This is a genomic window from Defluviimonas sp. D31 (genome assembly GCF_033436765.1).
Lineage (GTDB): Bacteria > Pseudomonadota > Alphaproteobacteria > Rhodobacterales > Rhodobacteraceae > Albidovulum.
The window spans coordinates 1-10,487 of sequence record NZ_JAWQFN010000028.1 but is presented as its reverse complement, the minus strand read 5'-3'; the positions used below and the strand labels follow the sequence as shown (position 1 = coordinate 10,487).

The following is a 10,487-nucleotide window of genomic DNA, read 5'->3' as shown; positions in this document are numbered from 1 at the left end:
GAGTGAACCCTGCCGGGACACAGATGCCAGCGCGGTCAAGCCGCCTGAAGGACTTCACATATGCAACCCGATTAGCGAAGACGAGTTCGAATTGGTCTGACATCACCACAAGAAACAGCGCCGCGACAATCGCGAGGTTGACCGCTCCCGCCGCTGCGGCGGCCAGGAAGGTCAAGTCGTAGGTCCCCGTCAGGTCGAAGAGCAGCCCGCCGGCATAGCCGCCTATTCCGTGTCCGGCCCATGCAAAGGCGAGGATCAGTCCCGTCGCACCCGCCCGCGCGGACGTGGGCGTTAGGAAGCGGATCGTGGTCAGAACCCCGGTCATGACGCCGGCATAGCCGAATCCATAGATCGGCGCGAATACTTATAGCAGCGTCAGATCCCCGATCCGCGTGAAGAGGAACACCAATGCGGTCTGCCAGGCAGAAGCGGCGAGATAGGCGGGGATTGCGCCGATCATGTCGGCAAGCCTGCCGAACGCGACCCGTCCCGCGATGGCCGCGACCATCATCACGAAGACCACGCTTCCCGCCTCTGGCGCAGGAATGCCGCAGCCCTGGATCAGGGGCATCAGATGCATCAGCGGCACCGACATGAGGCTGCAGCAGAGGAGGACCGCCGCGCTCATCAAGACGATCGCCGTCGGAAGCGGCAGAGCCGTGCCCGCCGCGGCGCTGACCGCCGCCGGGACGATCCTCGGTCGAGGTGCGGGCATGCGCATGAGGAGTGCGAGCGGCACGAGTGCCGCCAAGGCAAAAAGACCGTAGCCCAGAAACGCGCCGCGCCAGCCGAAGGTCTCGATCATGAGCGTATTGGCGAAGGGAACGCCGCCCTGTCCGATCGCCTGACCAGCCGAGGCGGTGCCGATGGCAAGCCCGGCCCGGGCGTGGAACCAGCTTCCCACCAGGGCAAAGAGCGGCGCGAAGGTCGCCCCGCCGCCAAGCGCGCCGGTCAAGAACAAGATCGCATAAAGCTGCCAGAGCGCGTCTGCCCGCGACGCCGCAACAAAACCGAGGCCAGTCATGATCGCGCCGATCACGATCACCGTGCGCATGTTGAACCGGTCGGCGGCGAAGCCCATTACGACCCCGCCGAGCGCGATACCGATCAGCCCGGCGGTGTTGACGAGCGCGATGTCGCCCCGACTCCAGCCGAACTCGGCTTCAAGCGGGGCAAAGAAGGCCGAGAGGCCGTTGACGAGCTGGCCCATTACCACGGCAAGCATAACCGAGGCAGCGGCGACGATGATCCAGCGATAGGCGGGGCGGGATTGGAGGCTGCGAAACATGTGCGGTCCTATGTTTTCTGTTAGGCCGCCTTCGGCTTGCGTGGATGCAGCCAGGCGGGGAGGAACCCATAGGCGTTACCGACGGCGGCGGTGTCGACGTCTCGCCCGACATCGGCCAGTAGCCGACGCAGCGTTCCGTCATTGAAGACATCGAACGTCTCCGTGGCACCGCCGATATGGCGGCCGGCGACGAAGACCTGCGGGATCGTGGCCGCGCCGGTTTTCTTGGCCAGTGCTTGCCGCAAAGCGCCGCCCCGGTCGTTCTCGCGGTAGGATGGACAATCGAGATCGACCGAACGGTAGGCGATGCCCGCCGCGGCAAAGAGCTTGCGGACCGACCAGCTGAACTCGCACCATTCGAGAGCGAACATCACGACCGGGTCATCAGGGTCGGAGATCAGTTCCTCGAGATGGGCGACGGCCTCTTCGGACGGTTCCGCCAGTCCCGGCTTAGGGGCAGGCGTGGCCGCGGCATCGAAGCGGAAGCGCGGCGTCGAGGCGGCGATTATGGCCTCCTCATCATCCATCACCTCGCCGATATGAGCGAAGAGTGGGGTGGAGAGGTAGCGCTCGCCGGTGTCCGGCAGCATGGCAAGGATGCGCGAACCTTTCGGCGCGCGGCGTGCAACTTCCAGAGCGGCGGCGAAGGTGGCACCTCCCGAGGTTCCACAGAGGATGCCCTCCGCGCGTGCGAGATCCTGCGCGCATTTCAATGCGTCATCGCCCGGCACGGGCTGGATCTCGTCGATGTGCTTCGCCATCATCGCGTCGTTCGCGAGTTTGGGGATGAAGTCCGGCGTCCAGCCCTGCACAAGGTGCGGGCGGAAGGCCGGGTGGCTCGCGGCCGGGCTGCCGTCTTCCGCGTAACTCTGAGGGATGCCAGAGGCGAGGATCGGCGCGTTGTCGGGTTCCGCGGCAATGATCCGTGTCGTCGGGCTCTTTGTCTTGAGGACGCGCGCGACCCCCTTCATCGTGCCGCCGGTGCCGAGGCCCGACACGAAATAGTCCAGCGGTGCATCGCTGAAGTCGCGCAGGATCTCCTCGGCCGTCGTGCGGGAATGGATGTCCGGCCCGGCCTCGTTCTCGAACTGGCGGCAGAGGAACCAGCCATGCTTGTCGGCCAGTTCGCGCGCCTTGGCGATCATGCCGGAGCCCTTTTCGGAGGCGGGTGTCAGGATGACCTTCGCGCCGAGAAAGCGCATGAGCTTGCGCCGCTCGACCGAAAAGCTCTCGGCCATGGTGACGACCAGGGGATAGCCCTTGGCAGCGCAGACCATCGCCAGACCAATTCCGGTGTTGCCCGAAGTGGCCTCGATGATGGTCTGGCCGGGCTTCAGCGTTCCGTCGCGCTCCGCGGTCTCGATGATGCCGAGCGCGAGGCGGTCCTTGACCGACCCCATCGGATTGAAGGCTTCAAGCTTGACGTAGAGTTCGATGCCCTCCGGCGCGAGGTTGTTGATCCGGACCGTCGGCGTGTCGCCGATGGTGTGGAGAATGTTTAAACGGCGATTGCTCATGTCAATTCCTTGAAGAAACGGAGCTGTGGGATTGGAAAACGGCAGCCGTGGCAGCGCCTGCGGCATCGCTAGGGGGTCTGTGTGCGCCGGCGCGGCTACGGACTGCAGAACCCAATGATCTCGGCGCCGGGATCGGCGGCTTGCGCCATGTCGGTATGGGCGAAGACAGGAGCCGTGTCTGGAACGATAAGGAACGGCTCGTCCGCGACATCAGGGTTGGCCGCCACGGCATCACGCAGGGGCGCCGTCGACATTTGGCGGACGGTGGCGGTCGTTTCGGAGGCAAGGTCATGTTGGCATCCACTGCGAAGTTGATGCCGCCAAGGTGTACTATCGGCGTTTCAGCGTGTTTTCACGCGATCCGTTGTGAAGCTTCAATTGTTTCAGTCCGAATGCCGTATGCGCGGCAATGAGTTGAGGGCGACGCCGTGCGCTTCGGGCGCGCCCCGTGTTTCAGCAGTTTCGGCGGAGAATGCAGAACCGAAGCAAGTGAAACCAATATCGCCTTTGCGCGACATCACTTGGAAAAGTTGGCCGGCTAGAACGGTTGCATCGAAACCGATCAAGGAGCCATCAGATGAAAGCCATCAATGATCTGTACCAATCGCTGTCCCGCTTGCGGGAAGAGCGGCGCAACTACCGCATGATCAATGACCTGCCGAACCACATCGCAAACGACATCGGCCTCCGCGTCGATCACGATGCGCGCCGCGCCTATCGTCCCTGACGACCCGCTCCCGTTGTACGCCTATCCCCGACTGACCCGCCCTTGGCCGGCGGGTCTTTTTTTGTGTGGGGCGTGGGATAAGAAAAACCCGCCCGAAGGCGGGTTTTTATTTGCGAGGCACCGATCACGCTGCCTTCGGTAGATCCCGACTGGAGCCGGCAACCCAGCGTTGGTTCGCCTTCATGGTTCGGTTGAGGGCACGGTGGATGTTCTGCACCTCACCCATCGTACCGTCGAGCCCCGCCAGCCGGTCGGTCAGGGCGAAGAAATCGGACGACAGCGAATCCCGTAGCGCGGGATAATCGGCTACTGTGCCTGCTATGACCGCATCCGCCAGGATCTCGGCGTCGCGGAGAGCGTCTGTTATGCCATGCGCGCTGATCGGATCACGGAAATAACCGGCATCGCCAACGAGCGCCCAGCCCGGCCCCGCCGACTGACGGAAGAATCCGGGAAGGCCGGAAAATAGGACAGGAACACCTGTCGGCTGAACCCCAGCAAGATCGTCAGCCAGTGCAGGCACGAAGCGGCTGGCGATCTGCTGCAGGTTCAGCGGGCCGGCCTTTCGCAATTCGGCCTGCGCCTCGGGCGGCAACCCGACGAAGACGCAGGAAAGCCCCTCATTGGTAGGGATCACACCGCCTGCGGCGCCGGGCGCGAAATGCCAACGGTAGCCTCGGTTGGGCAGGCCGCGCACATATTGGTAGAGGCAGGAAATGGTGTTCTGCGCCGTTCGCATCACTCGCGCACCCGCCGCCCGCGCGACCGTCGACCGGCGGCCGTCCGCCCCGATCACGATAGGGGCGTGCAACTCCTCGATGACACCCGCGGGGGTCTGGACCTTCGCGCCGATTGCCCGCCCCAAATCGTCGGTGACGAACCCAACGAATCCGGTACCGTAGCGAAGTTCGGCGCCGGCGACCGCTGCCGCATTGGCAAGCGTGGCATCCAGGAGCGTGCGGCGCGGCGCATAGAGGGAGGCTATCCCGTCTTCATCCTTGAGGTCGATGTCGAGCACCTCGCCGTCATAGATGAAGCTCGTCCGCCGCACTGCGGGCGTTCCCGCACCGATGATGGCGTGGAGAAGACCCCATTTGCGCAGCTGGAACACGCCGGCGCGCATGAGAGCGTGGGTCGACATCGTGTCGGTCCCGGGTTGGTCATGGTCGACGACAACCACCCTGGCGCCACGCCTCGCGAGCAGCATGGCGGTTGAGGCGCCGGCGCAGCGGGCGCCGACGACGATGACGTCATACGAGTTATCTCTGATATTTCGGATCATATCTTCCTCTCATGCTGCAATGCTTCGTGAAATGCTCAGATGCGCCGCGACGCGTTCGGCGATCGCCCCGGCGTCCCGGCCTGTTCCGTAGATGAAGGCCGAACTCCTTTGGCGCATGAACGGCAGGCCCAGTGTGAACAACCCAGGCTCCGGCGTGAGGCCGCCGACCTGAAGGATGTCGCCCCGCGGGCCGAACACCGGCAGCCGCAGCCAGGGATAGGAACGGCGGAACCCGGTGGCCCACACCACGGTCTTGATACCTGCGTCCCGCAAGTTCAGCTCGGTCGGTCCGTCGCCGATGTCCGGTTGCGGTTTCGACGCTTCGAGACATTGCGGCGCGTGGAAACCCATCTCGGATATGTATTGGTCGATCATGGAAAGAAGCCGGTGCCGCCGCGCTTCAGCGGCGTCGACGGCCTCTCGCAGGGAATCGGCGAAACGCACGGTTCCCGACGACGCGCCCAACGCTCGGCCGGCGATGTTGACCCCGAGCGCCTTCAGCCGATCGAGGCCGATCTCCTGCCCGCCATCGCTGCCGGTCAACTGGAACGACGGCAGCGCCGACCGCCCGTCAGAGACCATCGGGTCGCGCGGTTCATAGAGAAATCCGGTGCGGTCGAGCCAGTCGAAGAGGTCTCGCCCCCGGTAGCGGCGCGGCGAGCGGACATGACGTCCGACCGCGATCGTGACCGGCCGGCCCGACGCGCGGATCTCCTTGGCGAACTGTACGCCCGTGGCGGAAGCGCCGACGATGAGAACGGCACCCTCGTCGAGCGTGTCAGGCCCGGTATAGTTGCGGGTCGTAACCTGACGGATGCTGCTTGGCAGCTGCTCGGCCCAGGGGGGGATCGCCGGCTCATCACACGCGCCGGTCGCCACTACGACGGCGCGGGCAGAAAAGTCGTCACCAGCCGTGCGAACCAGGAAGCGCCCGCCCGCCCGCATGACCGACAGCACCTCGCACGACGTCCGGATCGGCGCCGCGGAGCCGCGCCCATAGGCGTCCAGAAGTCCGGCAAACTCGCCCGCTCGCATGAACCCCTCGGGGGCGGGCAGTGCGTCGAGGCCGGGGAGGCGGGTCATGAAGTTGGGCGACAGGAGCCTCAGCTCCGGCCAGCGCTCCGAGAGCCAGCGCTCACCCACACGGCCGCGTTCCAGTACGACGTGGTCGATGCCCTTTTCGGTCAGGCAATGGCTAAGCGCCAATCCGGCCTGGCCCGCCCCAATGATAACTGTGTCCACGCGAAGCGCCATGTCGTGTTTCCGTTGTTTTGCTGGCCTTCCTTGCCGCGCGCGTGTTTCAGGCGAACTGCGGGCGGCGGAGGAAAGGGTTTCAATTGTTTACAAGACGCGATGTTCTTGCGCCGTGCACAAAAACGTCCGGAGGAGGGTAGCCAGCGGGCGTCCTCGTGAGGTGGCTGGTCTGATCTCAGGCGGCCATTCCTTGGGCCGAGGGCTCGGCCTCGTCCAGGCCGTCCTCGAATGGCAAGTCGCTCTTTTCGTTCCACCAGGCGATGAAGGCGCGGATCGCCTCCTTGCTGTCCATCAGGGCAGAGCCGTTTTCGCAGCCCTCCATCTTGCGTGTCTTCCACATGGTTCTTCTCCTCCTGTCAGGGGAGTGGGAGGCAGGCACACCAGGTGCCGGCCAACCCGTTTTCAGTTCGCGATTGCGGCAACGGTGACTGGCACGCCGTTCGTCAGCACGTCGAAGACGGCCGAACGGGCAACCGACTGGTGCACGATCTGCTCAAGCACCTCGTCGGACGCGTCACCCTTGATCTTGAAGGTGGCGCGGATTCCCGAGAAGCCGTTCCGCACGGTCTTGTCGAGGCCGAGAATGCCTTTGAGGTTGATGTCGCCTTCGATCGCGGTTTCGACCGAGTGAAGCTTGACCTGGCGGATCGAGGCGATGTTGCCGATGCCTGCGGTGATGCAGGCGGACAGCCCCGCGAGCAGCATCTCGACCGGCGTCGCGCCATTGTCGCCGCCGCACAGCACCTGAGGGTGATCGCCGTCGATGCTGTAGGTGTCCTTGTGCTCCATTTCGGACATTGCGCCGAAGAAGCCCGAGAAGCTGGTGCGGGAATGCGTTCCCGAAAGCCATTCGCCATTGGCGCGGAACGTGAACTTCGCGATGTCGGGCGACTTGCCAACGACTCCGAGCGTGGCGACGAAGGTCGGCACGTCGACGCCGTTTATCGCGACCTTGGCGGGCTTGTTGACTGTTGCGGTTGTCATGATCTGGTCTCCTGTCATTCGTGTAGGTTTGCGCGGACGAACCCTTCGCCCGATGGACAGAAGACCTACGGCCGCCATGTTTCAGGCGAATTGCGTGACATGTTTCAATGGTTTCGGGTTTGAATGATTGCGCCCGCGCAATTATTACGGCGCTGCCCCAATGCCGGCACGCGCCGCGGTGACCTGGATCTTGTCTACTTTTCCGCTGCGTCGGCACTCAGCCTGGCGAAGAAGTCGAGATAGTGTTTCTCCAGCCGGTCGATGACATGCGAGCGCTTCGCGTAGGACCGCTCTAGCCTGATGTTCAGGTGCTTCATAACCGGGAAACCGTCCTCTTCCAGATAGGCGCGCTCGCCTTCGACCATGCTGCCCTCGACCAGGACGGCGACGCAGAGATTTGCTGTGACCGCCTGATGCTGGGCATGGACGCTGCGGCACACGCAGACCGGCCGATAGTGCCGGCCCATGGCTTCAAGCGCCGCGACAAGCGGTAACTCGTCCTGGTTGCGCTCGTCCCAGACCGCGACGGGCAGCGGATCGACCTTGCTCAGGTTGACCGCAGACGGCCCCACCACGACGAGCCGGTCGGTGAACGCCACGGGTCCGCGGGTGGGGCAGTTGCCCTCGGTCACGAAGGCCAGATCGACCGATCCGTTGGCGATCCGCCGCGACAGATCGAGCGAACCGTCGATCACGATGCTTATAGTGCCCTGTGGCAGGAGGTTCCTGAACTCTATCAGTACGTCTTTGAGAATTCGGTTCACATAGGCATCCGCCACCCCGACGACGACGACCCCCTCGAAGGCCGTGCGCCGGAACATGGCCATTGCCTCATCGTGCATATCCACGATCTCTCGCGCCGGACGCAGCAGCGACTTCCCGTATTCCGTGAGGCTGACCGGCGTTGCCGACCGGTCGACAAGTGGCTGTCCGAAGGCGTCCTCCAGCCGCTTGATCTGTTGGCTTACTGCCGACTGGGTTCGACCGACGATTTCGGCCGCAGATGTGAAACCACCGGAATCGGCTATGGCGAGGAACGTGCGATAGAGCTCCAAGTCCATTAGCAATCCTTATTGGGTGTATGCGAACAATTCGTTTGATATTGACGCATCGATCAATAAAAAATTGCCCACGTTCCGATCAGAGGCCAGTCAACCTGTAACAAGTCGAACCCCTGAAATTGGGATCGGAGCGAAGCGACAGAACCAAACAAGGACGATCTGACCGAATACATAACACAAAGAGCTTTTCAGCTCTAAGTAATTGGTTTGTGTCTAACGCATGGGCCGGAGCGGATCTGTTCGGTCTCATGGCATTCCGGTGGCGCGCGTTGCTTGTGTTCACGCCGATCCATGTCGGCCGCGCCACCAACCACCTCTGGATACCGGACCGGCCCGATTTCGGGCGGCTCCGCTCTCAACGGGCGGTCACGCTCGACGTGTGACCTGAAAAGAAGGAAACGTCACTATGAACGCACCTTTGAATGCTACTATTTCGCGGCAGGATACTGTGCCCGTCGCGCTGAACGCTTCCCACGCCATGGTTGCGCCCACAAGCGGGGCCAGACTACCGCTTGCGCTCCCGAAACGGCCGGCATCGGTCCGAACCTTAGACCGAACGCCGGGCGGCGTACCCGCCGCCACCGCGATGGACAGGCTTGACGCCTCGCGGGAGAGCCGCACCGGTTACATCGCCATCTTATTCGACAGGATGCGCGCCACCATCAGGAGTATTTCGGCGACAAGGAACGCTCGCGCCGAAACCCGCGCCGGGCGGATCGGCGACGCCGAGATGATCAGCCTCGGCGACCATGTGCTCCGGGACATTGGGCTCACTCGAGGTCAGACCAACGCGGCTTCGCTCAACGCGCACCTGCGCTTCCCGCGTGTCTGATCTCAGGAAACGCGGGAAGCGCGGTTCACGCGCACTCCCGGAAGATTGAAGAGGAACAAAACATGCCTGCCACCTCCCTGGCATACGAACATTCCAATTCCGGTCAAGCGCCGGCCGTCCAGATCGACGTCGGCTCCTTCATCGCGCTTATGAGCATGGTCGCCAAGCATGTCGACATCACGTCCTTCCAGGGGCAGACAGCGGCAGCTGCCGCCCCGACCGAAGGGCGCGTTACCAAGCTCAAGCGCGCGAGCGCGGGTGACCGGAAGCATCTTCGCTCCGTGGTAACCTCGACCGAAGATTCCCTTGGTGCTCCGGATGTGTCCTTGGTAAGCATGTTGATCGATGCGCTCGCCCCGACGACGGGTGCGGCCGATGCCGTGCCACTCAAGGCATCCGAGACCGAGCGGATCTACCCCTTCGGCAAGACTTGGCTGCATGTAGATGCCGCGAAGCTGGTCGACTCCGAAGGCGCGGAAGTGCCTTTGACGGCGATGGAGTTCCGGCTGCTCAAGCTATTAGCCGAGAATCGTGGCCGGGTCTTGAACCGCGACCAGATACTCGAGGGCGCGCATGACCGATCATGGGAGCCGTTCGACCGGTCCATCGATATCCGAATTTCGCGCATCCGAAAAAAGATCGAGCGCAATCCCCAGAAGCCCGAGGCCATTCGCACGGTTCGCGGCATCGGGTACATCTACGATCCCGCGTGATCTGCGCACCTCATCAAGCAAGGCACCGAAACACGGCGGGGGGACTCCAAAGTTCCCCCCGTTTTGATTCGAGGCGCCGAACTTGCCAAAGAAGCGGTACGTCGCGGTTCAAAACCATGAGGTTCAGCCAACAAAGATGCTTTTTAGAAACGCCTTGAGCGCCACATGGGCCCCGGCCGGGTGGTGTCAGACCAATTCGAACCCGTCTCCACAAGGGCAGGGTCGCTGTCCCTTATGACGCGCCGAGGCCGCGCCACTCGGCGAGAGCGGCGGCGCGGTTGAGCTTGAAGTTTTGTCGCGAATAGAGGTGGCGTTCCTGACTGAAATGANTCGCTGTCCCTTATGACGCGCCGAGGCCGCGCCACTCGGCGAGAGCGGCGGCGCGGTTGAGCTTGAAGTTTTGTCGCGAATAGAGGTGGCGTTCCTGACTGAAATGATTGACGGCCGAGGCGTGGACGGACGCGAACATCTGCAGACTTCGCATCCTCCGAAACCGCTGCATCGCCCGTTCTCGTCGTCGGGATGGGAGGTGCGAATTCTCCGCCCGATTGTTGAGCCAGCGACCAGTTGCCTGGCGGTCGGTCGCACCGACCTCCTTCAATGCGGCGCTATAGGAGCGCAGTTTGTCGGTGACGAAAATGTGCGGTCGACCATAGCGCTTCATTGATTTCTTGAGGAATTTCAATGCCGACTTCTTGTCCCGCGTCTTTGTCACGAAGCTCTCTAGGCTCCAGACTCATTGATTTTCAAAGCCAGAACATGACGGTTGCGGCGAGGGCGACGGCGGACAGGAAGACCTTTGGGCATCGATCGTAGCGGGTTGCAACGC

13 protein-coding genes and 4 pseudogenes are annotated in these 10,487 nt (G+C 63.1%); 4 read left to right on the top strand and 13 right to left on the bottom strand.

What is annotated here, in order from left to right:
* The 6 genes and pseudogenes from R5H32_RS20075 to R5H32_RS20050 all read right to left on the bottom strand — a co-directional run.
* Positions 1–325, bottom strand: a pseudogene (locus R5H32_RS20075) (hypothetical protein); the annotation flags it as partial.
* A gap of 39 nt (positions 326–364) precedes the next feature.
* Positions 365–1,288: an MFS transporter gene (locus tag R5H32_RS20070; RefSeq protein ID WP_318340432.1), complete on the bottom strand. Its 924-nt coding sequence runs from the start codon at positions 1,286–1,288 to the stop codon at positions 365–367.
* A 20-nt stretch (positions 1,289–1,308) separates the two neighbouring features.
* Entirely contained in the window at positions 1,309–1,659 is a 351-nt protein-coding gene (locus R5H32_RS20065; RefSeq protein ID WP_318340433.1) for a glutaredoxin domain-containing protein, read from the bottom strand.
* A 108-nt stretch (positions 1,660–1,767) separates the two neighbouring features.
* Positions 1,768–2,805, bottom strand: a pseudogene (gene cysK, locus R5H32_RS20060) (cysteine synthase A); the annotation flags it as partial.
* 95 nt (positions 2,806–2,900) lie between these two features.
* Entirely contained in the window at positions 2,901–3,059 is a 159-nt protein-coding gene (locus R5H32_RS20055; protein ID WP_318340431.1) for a hypothetical protein, read from the bottom strand.
* A 129-nt stretch (positions 3,060–3,188) separates the two neighbouring features.
* Positions 3,189–3,371, bottom strand: a complete 183-nt coding sequence (locus tag R5H32_RS20050; RefSeq protein ID WP_318340430.1) for a hypothetical protein — start codon at positions 3,369–3,371, stop codon at positions 3,189–3,191.
* A gap of 11 nt (positions 3,372–3,382) precedes the next feature.
* Between R5H32_RS20050 and R5H32_RS20045 the strand changes: the two genes are divergently transcribed.
* Positions 3,383–3,532 carry a hypothetical protein gene (locus tag R5H32_RS20045; RefSeq protein ID WP_318340429.1) on the top strand — a complete coding sequence of 50 codons (150 nt, stop codon included), beginning with the start codon at positions 3,383–3,385 and terminating at the stop codon, positions 3,530–3,532.
* A 124-nt stretch (positions 3,533–3,656) separates the two neighbouring features.
* Here the strand turns inward: R5H32_RS20045 and R5H32_RS20040 are convergent, their stop codons facing one another.
* The 5 genes from R5H32_RS20040 to R5H32_RS20020 form a co-directional block, all read right to left on the bottom strand.
* The gene (locus R5H32_RS20040; protein ID WP_318340428.1) at positions 3,657–4,814 is read right to left on the bottom strand and encodes an NAD(P)/FAD-dependent oxidoreductase; all 1,158 of its coding nucleotides are present in this window, start codon (positions 4,812–4,814) and stop codon (positions 3,657–3,659) included.
* Positions 4,815–4,823: 9 nt separating this feature from the next.
* Positions 4,824–6,068, bottom strand: a complete 1,245-nt coding sequence (locus R5H32_RS20035; protein ID WP_318340427.1) for an NAD(P)/FAD-dependent oxidoreductase — start codon at positions 6,066–6,068, stop codon at positions 4,824–4,826.
* A 175-nt stretch (positions 6,069–6,243) separates the two neighbouring features.
* Positions 6,244–6,408: a hypothetical protein gene (locus R5H32_RS20030; protein WP_318340426.1), complete on the bottom strand. Its 165-nt coding sequence runs from the start codon at positions 6,406–6,408 to the stop codon at positions 6,244–6,246.
* 62 nt (positions 6,409–6,470) lie between these two features.
* A complete protein-coding gene (locus R5H32_RS20025) occupies positions 6,471–7,052 on the bottom strand; it encodes an OsmC family protein (RefSeq protein ID WP_318340425.1) in 582 nt (193 codons plus the stop codon).
* A gap of 194 nt (positions 7,053–7,246) precedes the next feature.
* The gene (locus tag R5H32_RS20020) at positions 7,247–8,113 is read right to left on the bottom strand and encodes a LysR family transcriptional regulator (protein ID WP_318340424.1); all 867 of its coding nucleotides are present in this window, start codon (positions 8,111–8,113) and stop codon (positions 7,247–7,249) included.
* 248 nt (positions 8,114–8,361) lie between these two features.
* On the opposite strand from R5H32_RS20020, the gene R5H32_RS20015 reads away from it, so the two are divergent.
* The 3 genes from R5H32_RS20015 to R5H32_RS20005 all read left to right on the top strand — a co-directional run bounded on the left by R5H32_RS20015 (position 8,362) and on the right by R5H32_RS20005 (position 9,658).
* Positions 8,362–8,496, top strand: coding sequence for a hypothetical protein (locus R5H32_RS20015; RefSeq protein ID WP_318340423.1), 135 nt, complete (start codon positions 8,362–8,364; stop codon positions 8,494–8,496).
* Between the two features lie 203 nt (positions 8,497–8,699).
* Positions 8,700–8,945 (top strand): hypothetical protein, encoded by a 246-nt coding sequence (locus R5H32_RS20010; RefSeq protein WP_318340422.1) that lies wholly within the window; start codon positions 8,700–8,702, stop codon positions 8,943–8,945.
* A gap of 62 nt (positions 8,946–9,007) precedes the next feature.
* Positions 9,008–9,658: a winged helix-turn-helix domain-containing protein gene (locus tag R5H32_RS20005; protein WP_318340421.1), complete on the top strand. Its 651-nt coding sequence runs from the start codon at positions 9,008–9,010 to the stop codon at positions 9,656–9,658.
* Positions 9,659–9,998: 340 nt separating this feature from the next.
* On the opposite strand, the pseudogene R5H32_RS20000 reads toward R5H32_RS20005, so the two are convergent.
* Positions 9,999–10,385: pseudogene (locus R5H32_RS20000) on the bottom strand (DDE-type integrase/transposase/recombinase); the annotation flags it as partial.
* Positions 10,386–10,404: 19 nt separating this feature from the next.
* Positions 10,405–10,487: pseudogene (locus R5H32_RS19995) on the bottom strand (IS5/IS1182 family transposase); the annotation flags it as partial.

What these genes read in the sequence shown, in the direction of transcription:
- R5H32_RS20040 (WP_318340428.1), bottom strand. Translation starts at nt 4,814, where the DNA reads ATGATCCGAAATATCAGAGATAACTCGTATGACGTCATCGTCGTCGGC.
- R5H32_RS20055 (WP_318340431.1), bottom strand. Translation starts at nt 3,059, where the DNA reads ATGTCGACGGCGCCCCTGCGTGATGCCGTGGCGGCCAACCCTGATGTC.
- R5H32_RS20015 (WP_318340423.1), top strand. Translation starts at nt 8,362, where the DNA reads ATGGCATTCCGGTGGCGCGCGTTGCTTGTGTTCACGCCGATCCATGTC.
- R5H32_RS20065 (WP_318340433.1), bottom strand. Translation starts at nt 1,659, where the DNA reads ATGTTCGCTCTCGAATGGTGCGAGTTCAGCTGGTCGGTCCGCAAGCTC.
- R5H32_RS20070 (WP_318340432.1), bottom strand. Translation starts at nt 1,288, where the DNA reads ATGTTTCGCAGCCTCCAATCCCGCCCCGCCTATCGCTGGATCATCGTC.
- R5H32_RS20025 (WP_318340425.1), bottom strand. Translation starts at nt 7,052, where the DNA reads ATGACAACCGCAACAGTCAACAAGCCCGCCAAGGTCGCGATAAACGGC.
- R5H32_RS20020 (WP_318340424.1), bottom strand. Translation starts at nt 8,113, where the DNA reads ATGGACTTGGAGCTCTATCGCACGTTCCTCGCCATAGCCGATTCCGGT.
- R5H32_RS20035 (WP_318340427.1), bottom strand. Translation starts at nt 6,068, where the DNA reads ATGGCGCTTCGCGTGGACACAGTTATCATTGGGGCGGGCCAGGCCGGA.
- R5H32_RS20030 (WP_318340426.1), bottom strand. Translation starts at nt 6,408, where the DNA reads ATGTGGAAGACACGCAAGATGGAGGGCTGCGAAAACGGCTCTGCCCTG.
- R5H32_RS20010 (WP_318340422.1), top strand. Translation starts at nt 8,700, where the DNA reads ATGGACAGGCTTGACGCCTCGCGGGAGAGCCGCACCGGTTACATCGCC.
- R5H32_RS20045 (WP_318340429.1), top strand. Translation starts at nt 3,383, where the DNA reads ATGAAAGCCATCAATGATCTGTACCAATCGCTGTCCCGCTTGCGGGAA.
- R5H32_RS20005 (WP_318340421.1), top strand. Translation starts at nt 9,008, where the DNA reads ATGCCTGCCACCTCCCTGGCATACGAACATTCCAATTCCGGTCAAGCG.